The 22,087-nt window shown below is 63.0% G+C and carries 16 protein-coding genes; 6 read left to right on the top strand and 10 right to left on the bottom strand.

Features of this window, described 5'->3' with window-relative positions; all coding sequences use genetic code 11:
* The first annotated feature begins 1 nt into the window (after position 1).
* On the top strand, positions 2-271 hold the full coding sequence (locus C4J92_RS03455; RefSeq protein ID WP_124402965.1) for a DUF3613 domain-containing protein: 270 nt from the start codon (positions 2-4) through the stop codon (positions 269-271).
* A 168-nt stretch (positions 272-439) separates the two neighbouring features.
* On the opposite strand, the gene C4J92_RS03450 is transcribed toward C4J92_RS03455, so the two are convergent.
* Positions 440-1,213 carry a response regulator transcription factor gene (locus C4J92_RS03450; protein ID WP_124361114.1) on the bottom strand — a complete coding sequence of 258 codons (774 nt, stop codon included), beginning with the start codon at positions 1,211-1,213 and terminating at the stop codon, positions 440-442.
* Positions 1,214-1,338: 125 nt separating this feature from the next.
* Positions 1,339-1,812, bottom strand: a complete 474-nt coding sequence (locus C4J92_RS03445; protein WP_124402964.1) for a prepilin peptidase — start codon at positions 1,810-1,812, stop codon at positions 1,339-1,341.
* A gap of 72 nt (positions 1,813-1,884) precedes the next feature.
* Here C4J92_RS03445 and C4J92_RS03440 point away from each other — a divergent pair, with 72 nt between their 5' ends.
* Both C4J92_RS03440 and C4J92_RS03435 read left to right on the top strand, forming a co-directional pair.
* The gene (locus tag C4J92_RS03440; protein WP_124402963.1) at positions 1,885-2,325 is read left to right on the top strand and encodes a TadE family protein; all 441 of its coding nucleotides are present in this window, start codon (positions 1,885-1,887) and stop codon (positions 2,323-2,325) included.
* Positions 2,322-5,054, top strand: a complete 2,733-nt coding sequence (locus C4J92_RS03435) for an ATP-binding protein (protein WP_124402962.1) — start codon at positions 2,322-2,324, stop codon at positions 5,052-5,054. Before C4J92_RS03440 ends, C4J92_RS03435 begins: the two co-directional genes overlap by 4 nt.
* On the opposite strand, the gene C4J92_RS03430 is transcribed toward C4J92_RS03435, so the two are convergent.
* From C4J92_RS03430 to pbpC, 6 genes are all read right to left on the bottom strand, one after another.
* The gene (locus C4J92_RS03430) at positions 5,051-7,033 is read right to left on the bottom strand and encodes a pilus assembly protein TadG-related protein (RefSeq protein ID WP_124402961.1); all 1,983 of its coding nucleotides are present in this window, start codon (positions 7,031-7,033) and stop codon (positions 5,051-5,053) included. The two genes, C4J92_RS03435 and C4J92_RS03430, sit on opposite strands and share 4 nt — an antisense overlap.
* Positions 7,034-7,131: 98 nt before the next feature.
* Complete coding sequence (locus C4J92_RS03425) at positions 7,132-7,689, bottom strand: DUF4136 domain-containing protein (RefSeq protein ID WP_124369449.1); 558 nt, start codon at positions 7,687-7,689, stop codon at positions 7,132-7,134.
* A gap of 45 nt (positions 7,690-7,734) precedes the next feature.
* Positions 7,735-8,337 (bottom strand): DUF4136 domain-containing protein, encoded by a 603-nt coding sequence (locus C4J92_RS03420; protein ID WP_124402960.1) that lies wholly within the window; start codon positions 8,335-8,337, stop codon positions 7,735-7,737.
* Positions 8,338-8,361: 24 nt separating this feature from the next.
* Positions 8,362-9,111 (bottom strand): methyltransferase domain-containing protein, encoded by a 750-nt coding sequence (locus C4J92_RS03415; RefSeq protein ID WP_124402959.1) that lies wholly within the window; start codon positions 9,109-9,111, stop codon positions 8,362-8,364.
* Positions 9,104-9,412, bottom strand: a complete 309-nt coding sequence (locus C4J92_RS03410; RefSeq protein WP_048723087.1) for a MazG-like family protein — start codon at positions 9,410-9,412, stop codon at positions 9,104-9,106. Before C4J92_RS03410 ends, C4J92_RS03415 begins: the two co-directional genes overlap by 8 nt.
* A 160-nt stretch (positions 9,413-9,572) precedes the next feature.
* A complete protein-coding gene (gene pbpC, locus C4J92_RS03405) occupies positions 9,573-11,903 on the bottom strand; it encodes a peptidoglycan glycosyltransferase PbpC (RefSeq protein WP_124402958.1) in 2,331 nt (776 codons plus the stop codon).
* Between the two features lie 90 nt (positions 11,904-11,993).
* Between pbpC and C4J92_RS03400 the strand changes: the two genes are divergently transcribed.
* Positions 11,994-12,287 (top strand): hypothetical protein, encoded by a 294-nt coding sequence (locus C4J92_RS03400; protein ID WP_124365693.1) that lies wholly within the window; start codon positions 11,994-11,996, stop codon positions 12,285-12,287.
* A gap of 137 nt (positions 12,288-12,424) precedes the next feature.
* Here the strand turns inward: C4J92_RS03400 and C4J92_RS03395 are convergent, their stop codons facing one another.
* A complete protein-coding gene (locus C4J92_RS03395) occupies positions 12,425-17,320 on the bottom strand; it encodes an alpha-2-macroglobulin (RefSeq protein ID WP_124402957.1) in 4,896 nt (1,631 codons plus the stop codon).
* A 938-nt stretch (positions 17,321-18,258) separates the two neighbouring features.
* Between C4J92_RS03395 and C4J92_RS03385 the strand changes: the two genes are divergently transcribed.
* Both C4J92_RS03385 and C4J92_RS03380 read left to right on the top strand, forming a co-directional pair.
* Entirely contained in the window at positions 18,259-19,608 is a 1,350-nt protein-coding gene (locus C4J92_RS03385) for an MATE family efflux transporter (protein ID WP_124402956.1), read from the top strand.
* An 84-nt stretch (positions 19,609-19,692) separates the two neighbouring features.
* The gene (locus C4J92_RS03380) at positions 19,693-20,079 is read left to right on the top strand and encodes a hypothetical protein (protein ID WP_124402955.1); all 387 of its coding nucleotides are present in this window, start codon (positions 19,693-19,695) and stop codon (positions 20,077-20,079) included.
* Positions 20,080-20,132: 53 nt separating this feature from the next.
* On the opposite strand, the gene speA is transcribed toward C4J92_RS03380, so the two are convergent.
* Positions 20,133-22,046, bottom strand: a complete 1,914-nt coding sequence (speA, locus tag C4J92_RS03375) for an arginine decarboxylase (protein WP_124361102.1) — start codon at positions 22,044-22,046, stop codon at positions 20,133-20,135.
* Between the last annotated feature and the right edge of the window lie 41 nt (positions 22,047-22,087).

Genomic DNA, 22,087 nt, shown 5'->3' with positions numbered 1-22,087 from the left:
GATGAAACTGCCCTATCTCGCAAGCCTGGCCGCGCTGGCCTTGCCGCTCGGTGTCATGGCCATCGAGCCCGGCCCCTCCTCGCCACAGCAGGCCGCCACGGAGACCTGGCTGGCGTTGCAGGTCAACGGGAAAGCCGCGTCAGCGACACCGCAGTCAGCCTCCGCCACCGAACGCGACGTGGCCGCACAGCGTTGGGTGGACAGCTTCAAGCATGAGATTCCGGAGTTTTTCGAGCAGAAGATCGGCGGCAAAACCCAAGGGGACAACTGAGCGGTGATCGTTGGTGATCGTTCCCACGCTCCGAGTGGGATGATCGTTCCCACGCTCCGCGTGGGAATGTAGCCCGTGACGCTCTGCGTCAGCTGTGCGCATTACCGCGGTGGGCGCGACGCGGAGCGTCGCAAGAGGCATTCCCACGCAGAGCGTGGGAACGATCAATCAGTGAGCCGTCACCCGCTGGCGCAGCGTCGAATTACTCGGCGATAACGCCAACGCCAACTGTGTACGGTTATGCATATGGGTCAGCCGCAGCACCTGCGACACATACAGCTTGACGGTGTTCTCCGTGATGCCCAGCTCGCAGGCAATCTGATAGTTGGTCTGCCCTTTGCCAACCAGCCTGGCTACATCCAGCTGACGCGGTGACAGCTGGTTGAAGATCGCCGGAATTTCCACCGGCCCGGTTTCTTCCGTCGTGGCCTCTTCACCCTTGGGATTGCGGCGCACTTTATCGAGGTCCTGGTACAGGTCGTTGATCGACTCGGATAGAAATTGCAGCTTCTGGTTCAGGTTCCCCAGTTGCAGGTCGTTCTTGCGCTCTTGCAACGCGGCTAGCTGGCGCTGCAAACCTTCCAGCAACTCGTCCAGATTGATCGGCTTCTGATAGTAATCCGCGATCCCGGCGCGCAGGGCCTTGATCACGTCCTGTTTGTCGGCGCGCCCGGTCAGCATGATCGCCTCGAAGACCCGTTGCCGGCCGGCCACTTTTTGCAGGGCCTGGACCAGTTCGATGCCATCCATCTCCGGCATATGCAGGTCACACAGCACCAGGCCGATCTCGGTGTCTTCGCTGAAACGTGTCAAGGCTTGCTGGCTGGACTCACACGGCACACAACGCAACCCGCTGCTTTCAAGAAATTCGCAAAGCTCTTCCACGATCAACGGCTGATCGTCGACCACAAGCACTTTTACCGCAGAATTAAGCTTGTCCACACGCTACTCCATGCCTGGCAGCCAAAAGATTGACCCATCCTTAACCACGAATATTCCTATACAACGCTTCATTAAACGTAGACGTACTTTCCAACTATGTACATAGCGTTAATCCCTTCCGACGCTCAATGGATCCAAAACCAGACAAGCGCAAATCCCACCAGCAAAAACGGCGCAAATGGCAGTTTTTTTGACGGTGCGGGTGCAAGGTGCCCAAGGCAAGCCGCAAGCCGTTGACTTATAAGCGGCCAGAGCCGTGGCGCCAGCAACAGCCACAGCCCGCTCGCCACGGCTGCGCCGATAAACGAGCCCAACAAATACTCGGCATCCGACGCCAGGGCCAAGGCCGCGAGCAGCTTCACATCCCCAGCGCCAAGACGGCCCAAGGCGTACCCCGGCAAGGTCAACAGCAGCGCCAGAATAAACGCCCACAGACCTTGGCCGACGGAGGCACCGAGCCAGGTGCTGCCGGTCCAGAACAGGTAGATCCCCGCCAACGCCGCAACACCCAGCGTCAGGCGATTGGCGAGCAAGCGCTGCCGCGTGTCCTGCACCGCGCAAAGCCCCAACCACAACAGCACCACCGCACCCTGGATCACCTAAAAAACATCCCTTTTCGCCGATTGATTCTATGCTGATATCAAGTAGTAGCCGTCAGGGTAGACGCGGTGATGAAAACTAGCCTCCCCAACAAACAGAAAGGCACGGCCGCGATTGAGTTCGTCGCGGTGCTCGTGATGTTCTTCGCCGTGTTCTACGGCATGGTCAGCTACAGCCTGCCGCTGCTGTTATTGCAGTCGTTCAACCAGGCCACCGCCGAGGCCGTGCGCCTGAGCGTGGGGCTGGACCCGGCGATGCCGGGCTACAGCGCTGCGGTACAAAGCACCGCCAGGAGCGCGATCAGCGAACGCCTGCGCTGGATCCCCAACGCCTATAACTTCAACGCGGCGACGCAGGTCAGCACCACCTTCGTGGGTGGTCTGCTGAAGGTGCAGATCAACTACCCCTCAGCCAATCTGCAGGCGGTGATGCCGTTCATTGTGTTGCCCGGCATTGGCAGCGTGCCGCAGTTGCCGGTGACGCTGCAGGCCCAGTCGAGCCTGCAGTTTTGACCTCCGGGGACAAACTGTTCGGGCGCCTGCTCGGCCGGGGCGGCGCGCTGGCGATCGCGCCTGCGGCAGCGCCCTCGGCCGGTTTGCAGGTGCTGTTGGATGCCCAAGGTCGAGTGCTCGATATCAGCGGCACACTGCGCTCACACCTGGCGCCCTTTGCCGCAGGGACGCCGTTGCACGCCTTGCTGTGGGCCCATAGCGCCCTGGCGGTGGAGGGCGTTCCCGCTGACTGGCAGCGCCATAGCCTTGACCTGGATTTCCGGGGCAGCGCCGGGCAGGTCCTGCACACCCGTGGCACCCTTGAGCCTGACGACCAGGGCTGGCGCCTGCATGCGGTGGATATCGGCGATTTGCTTGACGGGCGGCAACTGGCCGAGCAGCGCGAACAGAATCAGCAATTGGCCAGCCAGGTCAGCGAGCAACTGCGCGTGTGCAGCCTCAGCCGACTGCCCGATGTGTTCAACGAGCAACTGTGCAGTGTGGCGCAGCGCTGGAAAATCCCCTGTATCGCCCTGGCGCTGCTCGACCAGGAGGACCAGGGCTGGATGATCTACAGCCAATACGCCCAGCATGACGCGCCGCTGTTCTGGCACCCCGGCCAGCGCCTCGGGACCTGCCTGGACAGCCTCAACGGCACCACCCCATTGAGCCTGCAGGCACTTTACGGGCGCGGTGAACACCCACGCTTGCACAGCGTGTTTGGCAATGCCGATGGGTTCCTCGTGCCCTACCGCGATAGCCAGGGCGTCGCCGCGTGGTTGCTGTGCGGGGCCTACAGCGGTGAACCCGACACCCGCGAGCGTGACTGGCTGAACCTCGCCGCCGCCCTCGCCGCCCCGCTGCTCAGCCGCCTGCGCGAACACCGCCATCATCTGCAACTGGAGCGCCAGGAAGCCCTGCAGGGTTTGCTGGGCACCGGCTGGTGGGAGTTGCTGCCCGCCAGCGACGAGATACAGCTGGCGCCGCAATTGCTGCGCAACCTCGGCCCCGAAGACGGCCCGACCCGGCAAGCCCTGGACACCTGGCTAAACCTCATCCACCCCGCTGATCGCGAGGAATTGCACAGCCGCCTGCGCGACCTGCAAGCCCTTGGCAAACCCTTGCTCGCCAGCGTACGCCTCAACCGTGGCGACAGCGACCAACCACCCACCTGGTACCGCGTGCAGGGCCAGGTGCTGGGCGCGGGTGAGCAGCGCCGCTGGATCGGCTTCATGCTCGACATCAGCGACATCAAGAACCAGCAACTGCAAGCCGACGCCGCCCATGCGCGCCTGGATAACCTGATCGCCAGTTCGCCGGCGGTGATCTACGTACAGCGCTACGTGAACGGCGCCTTGCAGCCGGTGTTTTTCAGCGACAGCCTGCTGCCGCTGCTGGGCCGCACCCTCGCCGAATGCAGCCACGACAGCCTGGTGCAATGGGTCCACCCGCAAGACCGTGACCTGTATTTCCAGCGCACGCGCCAACTGTTGCGCGAAGGCAGCGTGCGCAGCCGCTATCGGGTCCAGGATAAACAGGGCGATTACCACTGGCTGCTCGACGAGGCCAAGTTGCTGCGCGACGACCTCGGCCTGCCAGTGGAGGCGGTCGGCCTGTGGCTGGACGTCACCGAAGCCACGTTGGCCGCGCAACAGGTCAAGGCCAGCGAAGAGCGCTACCGCATTCTGGTGGAAGACTCCCCGGCAATGATCTGCCGCTACCGCCCGGACCTGACCCTGACCTTCGGCAACACGCCCCTGGCCAACTACCTGGAATGCCGAGCCGAGCAATTGCCGGGACTGAACCTGGGGCACTGGTTGTCGGCCGAGCAACGCGCAGCCTTTGTGCTGCGCATCCAGCAACTGACCCCGGAATTTCCCGTGAGCACGGCGGAAATCAGCCTGCAACTGCCGGGGCGCGAGCATGCCTGGTGGGTGTGGTCGGACCGTGGCGTGTTCGATGAGCACGGCGATCTGGTCGAAGTGCAGGCCGTGGGCCGCGACAACACCGAAGTGCGACGCTCCCAGCAGCAGCTGACGCAAAGCGCGAAAATGGCCACCCTCGGCGAAATGGCCACCGGCCTGGCCCATGAGATCAACCAGCCGCTGAACGTGATGCGCATGGCCGTCGTCAACGTGCTCAAGCGCCTGAGCAATGGTGACGTGCAGGTCGACTACCTGACGGAAAAGCTCCAGCGCATTGACGCGCAGGTGCAACGCGCGGCGCGGGTGGTGGACCATATGCGCGTGTTCGGCCGCCGCTCGGAAGTCGAGCAGCAACCCTTCGACCCGGCGCAGGCGGTGGAAGGCACCCTGTCGCTGCTTAGCGAAGGCCTGCGCGGCAAAGGCGTGGAGGTCAAACTGACCCAGGCGGACAGTTCGGTGCAGGTCACAGGTTACGCCGACCAGCTGGAACAAGTGCTGATCAACCTGATGGTCAATGCCCGCGATGCGCTGTTGAGCCTGAAGCAAAAGCACCCGGACCTGCGTCCATGGATCGCCGTGCACACCGAACACGACAGCCGCCACGTACGCATCTGGGTCGAAGATAACGGCGGAGGCATTGACCCGCGCTTGCTGGAACGCATCTTCGAGCCGTTCTTCACCACCAAGCCGATTGGCGTGGGCACCGGGCTGGGCTTGTCGGTGAGCTACGGCATCGTCGAAAACATGGGCGGACGCCTCAGCGTCAGCAACGGCGAGCACGGCGCGCGGTTTTGCGTGGAACTGCCCAGGGCCAGCGACGTTTAAATCACCAGGTAGGCTTCGCCGGCCTGGCCGCAGCTCAGGTTGGCGCCCACGGTCACGCTTGCCAGGCTGATGCCCAGGCTGTTCAACAGGTTGTTGAGGATAGGGTTGAGCAATGGGCCCAGGGCGTTATTCAACACGGGCGTCACGAGGGCGGTGACGCTGCTGAGCAACGACGCTGTGCCTGAGATCACGCTTCCCAAAGGGTTGCTCCCCACGGGTCGATAAGCCGTGATCCCGACGCCATTGAGCGCGGCGGAAAGGCCACTCACCAAATTTGCAGCCGGCACAGCCGATTGATAACTGGGCGCAAGCCCCACATCAGGCGGCGTGGCGAACGGCGTGGTGCTGGAAAACACCAGGTTCTGCTCACTGTTGCTCCCCGTCATAGTGCTTTGCACGTTGATCGCGATGCCGCCGCCAGCAAACGCCACACGCGGGTCACAACTGCCGATGCCAAGGATCTTGTGGCAGGTCTTGATGCCGATATCGACCAGCGGCAGCGGCGCCACGCTCATCGGCTGGGTGGACGAAAATGCGTTGCTGATGTTGCCAACGTTCAAAGACACAATCGAGCTGATGGTGTGGGCGGTCAGGCTCTTGGTGCCCGCGCTGCCCGTCGGGCAGGTGTAGCCGGTGACATAAGTGCTGGCGCCGCCGGCATCCAGCACGATCTTGAGCGGCACGTTACCCGGCACCGCAATGATGTCCAGTTGTTGGCAACCGGCCCCCAGCAGGCAAAACGCCGAGTTGATCGTGGTTACCAGGTTCAGGCTCAGCAGGCCGTTGAGCACCGGCGTCAGCGGCCCCACCAGGTCATTCACCGCCGTGGTCAAGCCGGCCACGCTGTTGAGCACCGGCAAACTCACCGTTACCTGCGTGCGCAGTTGCGCAGTGCGCACAAAAATCCTGTTCGGGCCCAAGGGGTTGGCCGCCGCGAGCATCGGATTGCCGATGGCCGACAGCTGCGGCGGCTCGATCACCTTGATTTGCGTGGTGACATTGGCCAGCCCTAACACATTGATGGGCAAGGTCGCCGCCGCCCCGCTCTGGCTGCCGGCCAGCTGCACCACGCCCTGCACCAGTTGGAACACCTGCAGGTTGGCGTTCAGCGCAGCGGCGGTGGTGCCGGTCTGCACCTGCAGGATTGTGCCGACGGTCAGCGGCACCGGGTTGGTCGCCGCGACCTTGATAATGCCCAGCGCGGTCGCGGCACTCGCCGTCAACGGGTTGTTACCCAGCACGCTGATGGCGGCTTGGAGCAATTGTGAGGCGGTCACCGTGGTGTTGAGCAACTGGGCGTAGTCACCGGCGGTCACGTGCAGGTCGAGGGCCAACTGGTCGAGGTAGCTGAGCATATTGATGTCGCTGTTAAGCAAGCCATTCCAGCCCAGCACCGACACATTGACCGCGCCGCCGAGCAACCCGCTGAACACCGCGTTCAACGCGCCGGCGCTGGCGGTATCGACGCTGGTCAGGGTGCTTTTGATGCTCAACTGGGCCATCGGTGGCGTGGGCTTCGCCGCCACGGCCTTCGCGGTCAATTGGGTATTGAGACTGACCGGGGTACCGGAAAACAACGACCACACGCCGCCGGCAACACTGGTGGTGACGGTTTTGCTGACCACCACTTCGATCGCCGCCGACACTGCGGGGTTGGCCGCGAACACGCGCTGGCCGGACGCGCCGGTGGTCACGGCGCCACAACGGGTGACCAAGGTATTGCCGTTACCCACCACGAATTGATTACGGGCCACGCTTTGCGCCGCATACGCCGCTGCGCTCAGGCCGGCCGCGCAAGTGCCGTCGCGGCTGACAGCTTCCAGCGCTGCCGTGTCCGCTACCCCTTGCAGCCTGCGCTTTTCCAGGTAAAGCCGTCCGCTGTCGACCGCCAGCAACGTGAACGCCAACACCACTGCCAACACACCGACCGCCATCAAGCCGATGGCGCCGCGTTGCTTGCCATGAAGTCGGGGAGACATCGAGCACTCCTGTGCCGGCGAGTTGCCGTGCGCTTACTCTCCTTAGGGTATCGATGAGTGTAGACGCGCTGCCGGCGCAGCGCTTCTAAAGGGCAGGATCAGCGCGGCGGGTAGTTAGCGAGGATTTTGCTCACGGTGTTGCGAATGGCCGCGCTGCGGTCCTGGGGGTTCGGCGAGCTGGCCATGATTTGCTCGTCACTGCCACGCCACACCAGCTTGCCGTCCTTGCCGTCGAGCAGGTCGATCTGCAGGGTCGCCACTTTGTAAGTGATGTTGCGCGTTTCGTTGTACATCGGCGCGCCCCAATAGCCGTTCCATGGCCCGCCCCAGGCACCGCCGTAGTTGGTGGAGACCTGCTGCTGGCGGTCTTCGACGATCAGGTAGGCCTGCACATTCAGGTCAGCCTTGGTGCCGGGCGCCGCTGGGCGCAGGCCGCGCTGGTCAAGCTGCTCGCCCACGGCCTGGCGGATACGTTGCTCGGTGAGGTCGCTCTTGATGCGCGGGTCATCCGGGCGGTATTGCAGCGCCGGCTCCTTCCAGGCCCAGTGACGGTAGGCGGCAAAGTCGCGGCTGGCGTCAAAATCGTGGTTGACCTGGTTGCTCTGGCAACCGCCCAGCAGCAGCACAACGGCAAGCGTAGCGATACGACGAAACATGATGGCTCTCCAACGTTCGGTCCAGGCTTTAAATCAGAATAGCGGTTAACGCGGAGGATACGCCGCCATTGCCTTTTGTACCGCCTGGCGCAGCGCATCCGCACGCTCGCTGAGGCTGCCCTGGCTGCTCGTTTCCGCACTGGCGCTCCACACCGGCTGGCCGCTGCGGGCGTCAAACAGGTTGACCCGCACCACCACGACCTGCACTTCATAGGTACGCACCATCGGCACCGAGTTGTACATGCCGTAGCCATTGCCATAACGGTTGTAGCCGCCATAGCCGTAGCCATAGTCATCCTGGACTTGCCGCAGGCGTTTCTCCAGGCGCACATCGGCGCTGACCAACAGGTCGGGCGCGCGATTGTCATGCAACGGACGCAGGCCGCGCTGGTCCAGTGCGCCGCTGACCGCTTCGGCCACCTGGGCCGAATCCGCCCACGCGGTGCCGGCCGGCAACTGGCCGTTACGCCAGGCCCAATTGCGGTAGGCACCATAGTCGCGCACCGGCGCCGGGTAGGCACTGGCATCGAAGGTCGTGGCCGCTTGCGCCGGGGCCGGTGGCATCGGCGCCGAAGCGGCCACATAAGGATTAGGGCTGGAACAGGCGCCTAAGCCGAGAGACAACAGGAGCAAACCGAGACGACGCATTTCGACCTCCGCAGACTGGGCCGCTTAAACCGGACGGCACACCCAGTGCAAATAACGCCCAAGTCCGGCAAAGCTTGGGTGACGACGGTGAGCGAGCTCCATCTCGAGCAAATCCTGCAGATCGGCGCGCGCCTGGAATTCCACCGGCATATAGTCGTGGAACACGCGCACGCCACTTTGGCTTTCGACCTGCCACAGCCCTTCGAGTTGCGCCGCCAATTCCCGCGGGTCCAGCGGCTGCTGCGGTGTGAGGCTCTGCTTTTCGCCGGCCATATCGTTCTTGCGCATCTTGCGAAAGTGGCCCTTGAGCAGGTTGCGGTAGATCAGCGCGTCGCGGTTATAGAACGCCAGGGACAGCCAGCCGCCGGGCAGCGTCAATTGGTGCAGCACCGGCAGGATCGCGTGGGGTTCGGCCAGCCATTCGAGCACCGCATGGCACAGCACCAGGTCGTAGGGCTCGGTGAGTTGGCCGAGCAAGTCTTGCCAGGGCGCGTGGATGAACGTGGCGCTCTGCCCTGCTTCGGCGAAACGCTGGCGTGCGCCTTCGAGCATGGGCTCGGCGGGTTCGGCCAGGGTTACCTGATGGCCGCGTTCGGCCAACCACAGCGACATATGCCCCAACCCCGCGCCGATATCCAGTACGCGCAACGGGCGGTCCGGCAAGGCCTCGGTGAGATCGGCCTGCAGCACCGCCAGGCGAATCGCGCCCTTGGCGCCGCCATAGATTTTTTCGGCGAAGCGCGTGGCCAATTGGTCAAAATGCCGATCACTCATGGGCAAACCGCCGTTCGCTGTCGGCCAGTTTGGCGCGCACCACCTCGTTCATGTCCAGGCCCAGCTCACTGCACAGCAACAGCAAGTACAGCACGATGTCACCGACTTCCTGGCCGGCGTGAGCCAGCTTATCGGCGGGCAATTGGCGCGACTGGTCTTCGCTCAGCCATTGGAAGATCTCCACCAGTTCGGCCATTTCCACACTGGCGGCCATGGCCAGGTTTTTCGGACTGTGGAACTGCTTCCAGTCGTTGGTATCGCGGATGCGGTGCAGGCGTTCGGTGAGGTGTTCGAGGTTCATTGGGGGCTCCTGAATGGGTATAGCTTCAGGGGGATGGAGATTGAAGGCAAGTGAATAGCGGTGGTGGGCTTGAGGACGCTATCGGGGGCAAGCCCCCTCCCACATTTCGAATGTATTCACAGATCAAAATTGTGGGAGGGGGCTTGCTCACGATGAGGCCCTAATCAACAACACTGAACTCCAGCCTGGCGGTCTGCCCCGCCTCATCCAGAACACTCAGTTGATAACGGCCCAATCGCTCGAAACTGGCATTGATGAAATCCTGATTGGCACTATCCCCCAAAGGCGCCCCATTAAGAAACCACCACCGCCGCCCGCTCCCGCCCAAGGCGGAAATTTTCAGGCGCAAGGCCTGCTGACTGTTGGCGGGCAGACGCAGTTGATCGCCCTCGCGCACGCCCACAATGGACAACGGCGAAGCGGCGGCCAGGGCTGGCGGCGGGCAATCCGGGTCGGCTGCCGGGATGCGCGCCTCGCGGCGCTCCGCCCTGGGCAACCAAGGCTCCAGCGGCGCCGGCCACAGGGCGATATTGGTCGCTTCTGCGCCGGGGCAATGGGCATCCACGCGTAATCCCTTGGCGTTGACCCAAAGGTTTTCCATCAACCCCACGCTCAGGGGTTGGTCCAGCGCCTGCAAGGTCGGCGGTGTGGTGTTGTCCAGCGTCCAGGCAAAGCGCTGGCGCCGGCAATTGGGATCGCTGCGGCTCATCGGCTGGCCCAGCGGCCAACAGATGGCCGCCACGCCGACATTGGCCGGCACCGGCTTGACGGCTGCGCTGATGCCGCGCTGGCTGTCGCGGTTGGCCAGCACGTCATGCACCTGCAACATCAATGGCGCCGCCGACGCTAGGCCAAACTGCCCCGGCACCGGCGTGCCGTCTGGGCGACCGATCCAGACGCCGATCAGGTAACGCGGGCCGACACCAATCGCCCAGGCCTCGCGAAAGCCATAGCTGGTGCCGGTTTTCCAGGCCAGCGTCGGGCGTTGCACCAGTTCGGCCCGTGGGTCGCGGTCAGGGCGCGCCTGGCCGCTGAGGATACGCCGCACGATCCAGGCCGCTCCCGGCGACAGTAACGGCCGCTCCCTCAACGCGTCATCCGGCTGCAAGCGCAGGGTGGCGCTCTTGCCGTCGCGGGCGAACGCACTGTAGCCGCTGACCAGGTCTTCCAGGCGGCTGCCCGCGCCGCCCAGGATCAGCGCCAGGTTCGGTTCGGCCAATGCCGGCAACGCCAACGGCATGCCGCCGATACGCATCTGCGCGGCAAAGCGTTTCGGCCCGTAGGCTTCCAGCAATTGCACCGCCGGCAGGTTCAGCGAACTGGACAGCGCCGTACTCGCCGGCACCGCCCCGGTAAAGCCCATGGAGAAATTGCCCGGCCGATAATCGCCGTAACGTCGCGGCACGTCCTGCAACAGGGATTCGGAATGAATCAAGCCATCGTCCAGGGCCATGCCATAGAGGAACGGCTTCAAGGTGGAACCGGGCGAGCGCAGCGCGCTGATCATGTCCACATGCCCATAGCGCTTGGCGTCATTGATATCCACCGAGCCGAGGTAGGCACGCACGGCCATGGTCTCCTCCTCGACCACCAGGATCGCGGCGGAGGTGTGTTCGGGCAAACGCGCGCGCCAGCCCAACAGCAGGTCTTCCAGACGGCGCTGCAACGTGGCATCCACCGTGGTGCGGATCAACGGCGGGCTGTCGGGACGGTTCAGGCGCCGCGCGAGCAACGGCGCCAGGCTCGGTTCCAGGCGCGGCGCGAGCAGCAGCGGTTCTTCCAGCGCCTCATCCACCGCCGATTGCGGCCATACCTGGAACTCGGCGAGGCGGCGCAGCACTTTATCGCGGGCCTGCTGGGCGCGCTGCGGGTGACGGTCCGGACGCAAGCGGCTCGGTGCCTGGGGCAATACCGCGAGCAGGGCCGCTTCGGCGTGGGTCAATTGCGCGGGGGATTTACCCAGATAAGCCCAGCTGGCCGCCGCCACGCCCTGCAACGTGCCGCCGAACGGCGCGCGGTTCAAGTACAGGTTGAGGATCTGCTCCTTGGACAGGTGCCACTCCAATTGCGCGGTACGCCACAGCTGACGCAACTTGCCGAGGAAGGTGCGCGAATGCGGATCGAGCAATCGCGCCACCTGCATCGATAACGTACTGCCGCCCGACACCACCCGCGCACCGGTCAGGTTTTGCCAGGTCGCCCGCGCCAACGCCAGCGGGTTCACGCCAGGGTGGCGGTAGAACCAGCGGTCCTCATAGGTCAGCAACGCGTCCAGGTAATACGGTGAGACTTCGCTGGTTTGCACTGGATAGCGCCACACGCCATTGGCATCGGCAAAGCGCCACAACGGCGTGCCATCCTCGGCCAACACCACCCGCGCCAGGTCGTCCTGGGGCAACGGCAAAGGCCAGATACGGTCGGCCAGCCATAGCAGGGCAATCGCCAACAACAGGCTCAGCAGTGTCCAGCGGGCAACAAAACGCAAATTCAAGCGGGCAAACCTCTATGCTTGTAGGGAACTCGCCTGTCGCTACAACGACCAAAGGCACAGTTACGCCCACCTTCTTATCAGGACACGCACATGCAGGTAGAAAGCTTTTTCGAGTGGTTGGGCCAGGCGCTCGGCTCCGTCATCCGCTTTATCGTCGACGGTCTGAGCGGCTTGTTCGGAGCCCTGACCCACGCCGGCGGCAACTTTATCGATGGCTTGTCACGCACCCTGGGCATGGACACCTCGATCATCAGCATCCTTACCCTGATCGTCGGGCTGTTGCTGCTGTACTCGGCCGTGCGGGCGTTCATGCGCGCGTCGATCATCATGGGGATTATCTGGTTGATCCTGGGGTTGTGGCTGCTCAGTTGGGTTGTGCACTAGATCCAAGAATGTCCCCAATCCCATGTGGGAGGGGGCTTGCTCCCGATAGCGGTGAATCAGTCAAAACATCATTGGCTGACACTCAGCTATCGGGAGCAAGCCCCCTCCCACAATAGCCCCCATTTCAACTTCAGCGATCAGCGGCCCTTGATCACCATATCTGCCGGGGTTTCGCCCACCGCCTGCCAGTTCGGCCGGTACATCGACTCCACCTGCGGCGGCGGCACGCGGTAGGTGCCCGGCGTTACAGCCCGCGCCAGATAAAGCAAGTGCGTCGTCCCATAGCCATCCAGGTTCATGGCCGCCACATAACGGTCATCACGAAACTCCTGATGCTTGAGTGAGGCGTTCTGCATCGATTCGCGCCATTCCTTCACCTGGCTGCTGGCGTTCTCCAGGCTGGCCGCGCTTTGCGCCAGGTTCTGGTTTTCCAGTTCCAGGCCGGCCGGCAGCAGGTCGACCACCAAGGCGTCCGGCACCCGTTGCTTGGCGCTGACCGCCAGGTGCACCAGCACTAAATCACCGCTGTTGAGGCTGTGCAGGTTCAGCGGCTGACCGTTCATGCCCAGGTATTCGCGACGGATGCTCAGATTCTCGCCGCCCGCTGCCGGTGGCACTTGTGGATAACCGGAAAGGGTCAGTTGCTGGTACACCGGCGTTTCGCCCTGGTTGCTCAGGGTCAAGTCGCTGGACAGCAGCTTGTCATCCAGTTGCAGCGTCGATTGCTGATTGTTCAGTTCGCGCACCGCGCCACTGCCGGTCAGCGACACCTGCCAGCTCGCCTCTGGCTGGGCAAGCCCAAGGCGCCCAGCGAGGAACAGTGAATTACGCTCCTGGGTCGACAGATACGGGCTGGCCGCCAACTGGTCCGCCAGGGTAAACAAACGTTCCTCGCGCTTGCCCTTGGCCAGGTCATTTTCTTCCAGCAAGGCCAGGATCATCGCCTGGTCGCGCAATGGGCTGCCGTAGTCGGCCAACCATTCCTTGGCGCTGCGCTGCGCCGCCAGGCCCGCGAGCAACGCCTGGTCCGCACGCGGCTGGTCGCCCATTTTCTGCAGGGCGATGGCCAGCTGCACCAGCGGCAAGCCGGAACGCGCATCGCTGCGGCGTTCGAAGATGCTGCGCAAGGCCCCCAGCGGCGCCTGCTGACTGCGCGCCAGGACCATGCCGGCGTAGGCCTGCACGGCGAAACGGGTGTGGTCGGCGTTGTCGCTGTAGTCGACTTCGATCAGGTTGCGTTCCTGCACGTAGCGCAGCAGACGCTCACTGGCTTTCTTCAGCGCCTCGGCCGGTACGGCAAAGCCCTGGTCGCGCGCGCGCAGCAGGAAGTCGGTGACGTAGGCGGTCAGCCAATATTCTTCCTCGCCGTCAGCGCCCCACAAACCGAAGCTGCCGTTGTAGCGCTGCATGCCCAACAGGCGTTCGATGCCCAGCTCGATCTTGCGTTTACGCTCGGCATCCGGCTCGCCCTTGATACTCAGGCGTTTAAGCAGCGCGTCGTCGGCATAGAGCGAGGGGTACAGACCGCTGGCGGTTTGTTCCAGGCAGCCGTAGGGGTAAGCCTTGAGCGCACTGATCTGCGCGCCGAGGTTCAACGGCGGCCGGCTGGACAGGCTCAACAACGCCTCGCGTCCCGAGCTGTCGAACTGCTCCAGGGTGCCTGCCGGCAAGCTCCACGGCTGGTCCTTGAGCACGGCGCGGTAATGCTTGAGCAACGCCGGGTAAGCAGGGCGCACGCCCAGAGTCCATTCACGGCTGAACGGCGGCAGGGTTTCACCGGGCAGGTCCAGGCCATTGACCGTGACCTTCACTTTGCCCTGCCCCAGGCCGCCCCAGGCTTTTACCGGGATACGCAGGGTGGTGCGCTGGCCTTGTTTCAGCTCGACGGTTTGCGCGCCGTTACCGGCCAGTTCAAGTTGCCCTTCGGCGGTCAGTTGCACCTCGAGTTTCTGCGCCTTGCCCGACAAGTTGGACAGGTCCAGCGCCAGGGTGGTCTGGTCACCGCCGGCCAGGAAGCGCGGCGCGGACAGCTCGGCAATCAGCGGCGCGGCGATGACCGTCTTGGCTTCGGCCATGCCATAGCGATCATCGCTCCAGGCCTGGGCCATCAGGCGCAGTTCGCCGTTGAAGTCCGGAATATTGACGCTGACTTCACCCTCGCCCTTTTCGTTGAGGGTGACCGGCGCGCTTTGCAGGGCGACGATGGTCACGCTGGTGTCCGGGCGCTTGCCGCCCTTGGCCAGTGCCGCATCGCCACCGAACGCCAGGCTGGCCAGGCGGCCCTGCCCGGCTTCGATTAACTGGCCGTAGATGTCGAACTGGTCCACGCCGTAGGCCTTGCGGCCGAACAGGCTGGCGTACGGATCGGGTGTGGGGTATTCGGTGATATTGAGAATGCCCACGTCCACCGCGGCCACCAGCACATGCACCTGCTTGGGCACACTGCCGTCGGCATTCCTGGCGGCGATCTTCACCGTCAGCGGCTGTTTGGGGCGCATTTTTTCCGGAGCGGTCAGCGTGAGGCCCAGCTTGCGCTGGGTACGATCCAACGGCAGGTGCAGCAGGCCCACCGCGCGTTTGGGGGTGATATTGGCTTTGCGCTCGCCTGGACGGATTACCAGTGCGCTCACGTACAAATCATGCCGCGACCATTTCGGGTCGAGCTTCACGGCGAAGCTTTTGCCTTCGGCCGGCACGTCGATTTCCTGCCACCACAACGGCCCTTCGGCAGACTCCACCAGCAGGTAGCCTTTGCCGGCAGCCGGCGGGGTGACGGTGACATTGGCGGTGTCGCCATCGCCATAGGCGGGTTTATCCAGCGCCAGCTTGACCTGGTCGGGGCGCACGGCGCCGCCTTCAGTGTTGTCCTGGGCCTGGTAGCCGGCCCAGAAGCGCAGGCTGCTGATCAAGCCGGTCTGCGGGTCTTCGACCTCGACGCGGTAAGGGCCCCACTCCACCTGGAAGCTGACCTTGGCGGTATCGCCGGCCTTGATGTCGAGGGTCTGTTCGTCGAGGTTGAGGAATTTCTCGTTGTAGTGATAGCTCCAGCCATCATTGTCGGAGTAGTTCCAGTAGTAGTCGCGGCGCTCACGCACCAGACGCACCTTGAGGTTCTGCGCGGCGAGTTTCTGCCCGTCCTGGTTGGCCACCAGCACTTCAAATTCCGCCGGGCGGTCGCCGTTGGTTTCAGTGCCGTCAAACAGCCCGCGCAGGCCCGGCAATTGCTCGGCCGGCCAGATCGGCTGTACCAGGCGCCGGGTGATCGGCCGCCCGCCCGACTCCTGCAGGCTGGCTTGCACGATCAGTTGCAGCGGCGACTTGGCCTCGGCCCATTTGCTTTCCAGGGTCAGTTCTTCCTGGCCCTTGGCGTCGAGCGTGCTCTCGTCCAGTTCGAAATCCTGGCTCAGCTCTTCTTCGGTGACCGAACCGAACTGGAAGCCCGGCAGGGCTTTGACCGCCTCACGCAGCGGGCGCACATAAACCTGCCCGCTGACCCGGTTGCCCGAGGCCGGCGCGCCGTACAGATAACGGCCGTTGACCTGGATGACCGGGTCATCCGCCGGGCTCAGCGCGGTGTCGCTGCCCTTGAGTTCCAGCGCCAGGCGCTCGGGCAGGAAGTCTTCGACGAGGAATTCATACAGCTGCGGCTTGCCATCGCCCAAGTCGAATACCAACTGCCACCGCCCGGTCGGCGCTTCGCCGGCCAGTTGCAGCGCGTATTGATAGAGGCCGGAAGCGTCGGCGTCCCACACGAACTTGCGGCTGACCTGCTCATCCGGTCGGCGCACTTCGACGCTTACCGGTTGCGGCTTGACGACGTTGCCGTCCTTGTCACGCAACAGCGCGTTGAGCAGCACGGTTTCACCGGGACGGTACAAATCACGCGGACCGAACACAAAAAACTGCAGCGGATGGGACGGCTGGCCAGCGATATCGAACTCGGCCAGGTCCAGCGCCGCGCTGTCGAGGCGCAATAAGCTGGTCTGTTCGCCTTGTTTGGCCAGCAGCACCTGGGCTTTTTTCGGCAGCGGCAACTCGGCGTGGCCACCGTCTTCGGTCTTGCCCTGGCCGAGCACACGGCCTTCGGCATCGAGAATTTCCAGCTCGACGCCGTTCAGCGCCTTGCCACCTTCCAGCGCCTGGGTAAACACATCCAGGCGATTGGCGTAGCGGTGCACCGACAGGCCGATATCGCTCAAGGTGAACAACGTGGCCGGTTGCGAATAGTTGTAGGTGCCTGAGGCACGCATCACCGCCAGGTACACTCCGGGCTGCTGCAATTGCTTGAGGCCGGCGATCGGCAGCAACAGGGTTTCGCGGGTATTGCGCGCCGGGTTCAAGTCGAAACGCCCGCCGTAGACCAGGTCGGCCATCGGCAGCAATTCGCGGGACTCGTAACTTTGCAGGCTGGTATTGCGCCCCCACTGCGCCAGGAACGACGGCAGTGACTCGGGCTTGATGCGGAAGAATTCGACGTCGATCTTGTCGACGTTCAGCGCGATCACCGGCAAGCCTTCGGCCAGGCGCGTGGGCAGCAACGTGCCGCGGCTGGCGAAGCCGACGGTAGCTTGCAGGTCACGGGTTTCCAGGCGGGCGCTGTACTCGGCGGGCAGCAGGTTGTTATTCACCGCTCTGACACCGGGGTCCACCGTGAGCACCAGCTTGCGCTGCGGCTCCAGGTGACGCAGGCGCAATTCCATCAGGTTGTCGGAGAGTTCCCAGGCGCCATCGACCTTGCCTGACTTGCTGTCCACCAGATGGACTTTGTCGGCGAACTTCTGATCCGGGTCCAGGGGAATGGAGAAACTCACCGACAAGGTGCTGGCCCCATCCAACTGCACCTCGGACACGTCCACCACGCTCAACTCGCGCCCGGCGTAGCGCTGCTTCAACGCCGCCACATCCACTGCCGCCTTGGCCGGCTTGGGCGCAACGCTCGCCGCCGGGGCGGAGGGTGCAGACGGTTTATCGGAAGAATCGCAGGCGCTCAGCAGGGCCAGCGCGCAGGCCAGGAACAATCCTTTGTTAAGCATGGGGCACTCGTCGTCAGAGGAAACCGGGGGTGAACTATATATCAGCGCCGGGCAAGCCGCTGTGGCGCCGGTCACATTGACCGACGGAGGGTGGGTTGGTTCTCGGCGTCATTCGGGCTAAACCAAATCCCACAAACAATGCAGATCAAAATGTGGGAGGGGGCTTGCTCCCGATGGCGGCCTGACAGCCGACCATGATGTTGGATCAGAGCGAGTACATATCCGTTGCTGCGGTAACGGCGGCTTATGGTTCCGCCCTGACGGCGGGTCACTTTGGAAAAGAGCCCCAAAGTAACCAAAGGGCTCTTGCCCCACCACTCGGCACCTCGCCTAGGCTCGGTGTGCCCGTAATCCGACAGCGATTTGGGGGGCCGCCGCCCCGCGCCATCCATGGCGCGGGGCGGCTAAACCGGCATCCCTGCCGGTTTACCCCCCAAATCACTGTCGAATTCCGGCCAGCGTGGTTTAACGGGGCGCTTGGATCAAAAGCAAGATCACAAGCAAGAGCGGCTCGCTTCGCATCGTGGTTACCGTGGCGGCTACAAAGTTGTGTAGATACCTATGGCCATCAGGAGCAAGCCCCCTCTTATCAAACTTAAAATAACTCGCTGATTTTAAAGGATTAATTTTTCAGTTAAAAACTGAAATTTCACATTCAAAGATCGTTCCCACGCTCCTGCGTGGGATTGCAGCCCGTGACGCTCCGCGTCACCTGTGCGCAATCGCCGAAACTTGCAGCGCTTGGCGGGACGCGGAGCGTCCCAGGAGGCATTCCCACGCAGAGCGCGGGAACGATCACCTCAGCGCCAAGAATATTTGTAGGCGCCCCCAGTTTGCTGCGCGACAGCGCTACGTCGAAGAGGTAGTGGGGCCTCCCACATTGGTTCTGCGGTGTGGCGGGTGGACGGTTACAATGCGCCACCCTCGAAGGAGCCTTCATGACCACCCTGCTCACCGACTGGCGCCACCGCCCCACCCATCGCCGTGTCTGGGCCCTGGCCGCGCCGATGATCCTGTCGAATATCTCCGTGCCGCTGGTAGCCCTGGTCGACAGCATGGTCATCGGCCACCTGCCCCACGCTCACCAACTGGGCGCCGTGGCCGTCGGGGCCAGCTTGTATACCTTCCTCGCCTGGGCCATGGGTTTCCTGCGCATGGGCTCCACCGGTTTTGCCGCCCAGGCCGCCGGGCGTAATGACGGTGCGGCCTTGCGGCAGATATTGCTGCAGGGCCTGTTGCTGGCGCTGGGGTTGGCGATGTTGCTCGGCACCGTGGGTATCCCGCTCAGTCATCTGGCCCTGGAGTGGATGCAACCCTCCGCCGAACTGAACCAACTGACCCGTGAATTCTTCCATACGCGCCTGTTTGGTCTGCCTGCGGCACTGGCCAGTTATGCGCTGGTCGGCTGGTTCCTCGGCACCCAGAACGCCCGTGCGCCGCTGGCGATTCTGCTGACCACCAACCTGGTCAATATCGCGCTGAACCTGTGGTTCGTGCTCGGCCTGGACTGGGGCGTGGTCGGTTCGGCCCGCGCCTCGGTGATCGCCGAGTGGACCGGCGCCCTGCTCGGCCTGGCCCTCACGCAAAAAGCCCTGCGCGCCTACCCTGGGCATATCGCCTGGGGCGCATTGAAACTGTGGGAAAGCTGGCGCCCGCTGCTGGCGGTCAACCGCGACATCTTTATCCGCAGCCTGGCGTTGCAATCGGTGTTCTTCATGATCACGGTGCAAGGCGCGCGCCTGGGCGATGCCACCGTGGCGGCTAATGCGCTGTTGCTCAACGGCCTGCTGCTGACCGCTCACGCCTTGGACGGTCTGGCCCACGCGGTGGAAGCCCTGTGCGGCCACGCCATCGGTGCGCATGATCGCCAGGCGTTGAGACGTTCATTGGTGGTGGCCTGTGGCTGGTCATTGATCGCCAGCCTGGGCTTCGCATTGCTCTTTACCTTCGGCGGCCATGTGTTTATCGCCATGCAGACGGATATCCCCAGCGTGCGCGAAACCGCCGATATCTACCTGCCCTACCTCGCGGTATTGCCGTTGATTACGGTGTGGAGTTATTTACTGGATGGACTGTTTATCGGCGCAACGCGGGCGCGGGAAATGCGCAATGGGATGTTGCTGACGGTGTTGATCGTGCTGCCGTTTGCCTGGATGTTGCAGGGGCTCGGCAATCACGGACTGTGGATAACTTTCCTACTCTTTATGGCGGTGCGCAGTCTGACGCTCTGGGCTATTGCCTGGCGGTTGAATAAACACAATCGGTGGCTGAACGATACGCCACGCTGACCTCCATACCTGTTAGTTCTTACAGGTGACAAGCTTCCCTGTCGGACGTTAAATCGACCTATACCGCCCTAGGGAAGACAGAACATGAAAAACCGGACATTGCCTTTTATTGCGCCCATGCTACTGGTCGCTGTGCTGCAAAACGCCCATGCAGCTGACACCTCTGATCCGCTACCTATGGAATCCATACCCGATGGGCAAGTCGTGGTTCCAGCGGTGCAAGCGCCGGACGCACCACCTGCGCTCCTCTCGCCGCAAACCGTCGAGGTGCGTAACAACAGCCCATTCAGTGTATTGGTGGTGCAGAAGGGTCATAAGGAAACCTTGGAGACTAAGGGCATTCTCGAACGGAACGTGAGTCAATATCCGGTTTCTGTAACGCCTGCCGACGGTACTGCCAAGCTGAAATTTGTGACACTCACAAGCAAAACTGGCACCTGCAAGCAACAGTTTTGCCTGATCGTTCAGTAGCAAAAAAGGGGCTGCAGGGTTAGCTGCTGCCCCTGTTGAAGGCTGGATCGGTATCAGGAAGAAAGATACGACGAACGCGTCAGCCCCAGACGCAGCGCATCGAGGAACTGGGTGCGCTCCGAAGCACTGATCTTCGCGCTCGCGCATTTGTCACGGTAATGCGTCATCAACTCTTCCGGCGACAAGTGCACATAGCGCAGCATGTCTTCGATGGTGTCGTGGGTCTCGATACCGGCGCTGTACACCGAACCGTCTTCACGCTGGTAGATGTTCACCGAGTCGGTGTCGCCGAACAGGTTGTGCATGTCACCAAGGATTTCCTGGTAAGCCCCCACCAGGAAAATACCCAGCAGGTAGTCTTCGCCCTCGTTCAGGGCATGTACCGGCAGGCTGGTCTCGATGCTCTGCTCGTCAACGTACTGCTTGATCTTGCCGTCGGAGTCGCAGGTCAGGTCTTGCAGCACGGCGCGGCGCAGCGGTTCTTCGTCGAGGCGATGCAGCGGCAGGATCGGCAGTACCTGGCCGATGGCCCAGGTGTCCGGCAGGCTCTGGAACACCGAGAAGTTGCAGATGTACTTGTCGGCCAACTTGTCGTTGAGTTCGTCCAGCACCTGGCGGTGCGAGCGCTGGCGCGCCTTGAGCGAGTTGTGCAGGCGGCGGCACACGGCGAAGTAGCACTGTTCGGCCAGGGCTTTCTCGGCCAGGGTCAGTTTGCCGTCGGCATACTGGGTGGCCACGTCGCTCATGTAGTGGGTGGCGCGCCAGTAGGTTTCGGTGACCATCTCGATATCGGTCGGTCCGAGCAGGTCCACCAGCCATTGCACGGTTTCCGGCAGGCTTTCCTTGTTTTCGATGGTCGGGATTTCGTCGTTGTGTTTCTCGACGTCGGTCACCTGCACCACCAGCATGGCGTGGTGGGCGGTCAGGGAACGGCCGCTTTCGGAGAAGATGTGCGGGTGCGGCAGGCTCTGCGCGTCGCAGAATTCCTTGAGCATGCCCACCACCACGCCGGCGTAGTCGTCCATGTCGTAGTTGATCGAGCTGGCGTTACGCGAGTGGGTACCGTCGTAGTCCACGCCCAGGCCACCGCCTACGTCGATGTGGTCCACCGGCAGGCCGAGGTTGCGCAGTTCGCCGTAGTAACGAATGGCTTCCTTGAACCCGTGCTGGTAGTCGGCCAGGTTGGCGATCTGCGAGCCCATGTGGAAGTGCAGCAGGCGGATGCCCTGGTCCAGGCCCGCCGCGCGGAAACGCTCGACCACCGACAGCAGTTGCGCCGCCGACAACCCGAACTTGGACTTTTCACCGCCGGTGTCAGCCCACTTGCTCGAAGCCAGCGACGACAGGCGCACACGCAAGCCGACCTGTGGCTTGACCTTGAGGCTGGCAGCCTCTTCGATTACCAGCCCCACTTCGGATTCTTTCTCGATCACGATAAACACGTTGTGGCCGAGCTTCTGGCCCATCAGCGCGAGGCGGATGAACTCTCGGTCCTTGTAACCGTTGCAGACGATGGTGCCGCCCTTCGGCGCCAGGGCCAATACGGCCAGCAGCTCAGGCTTGGAGCCGGCTTCCAGGCCGATGGAGACGTTCTGGGTGGCGATGATGTTCTCGATCACCGCTTCCTGCTGGTTCACCTTGATCGGGTACAGCGCGGTGTATTGGCTCTGGTATTCCAGGCGTTCGATGTTCGAATCGAAGGCACCGGTGAGCTGGCGGACACGGTCTTGCAGGATATCGGGGAAGCGCACCAGCAGCGGCAACGACAGGCCGCTTTTGCGCAGCGCGTCGACTTGCTCGTACAAATCGACGGGCGTGCTGTTCGGACCGTTCGGACGGACTTCTACGCGACCGGCTTCATTGATCGCGAAATAACCGGCCCCCCAATGGCGAATCCCATAAACGCTGCGGCTGTCCGCAACTGTCCATTGGCTGCCATCGTCTTTGCGTGTGCGTCGTACGGACATCGAAGTCCCCTATAAATGAAGGCGAAGGCGCCACCTCAAGC

The sequence above is a fragment of the Pseudomonas sp. R3-18-08 genome (assembly GCF_003852065.1).
GTDB lineage: Bacteria > Pseudomonadota > Gammaproteobacteria > Pseudomonadales > Pseudomonadaceae > Aquipseudomonas.
Note: the sequence above shows the minus strand (reverse complement) of the source record. Positions and strands in the feature narration are given on the sequence as shown.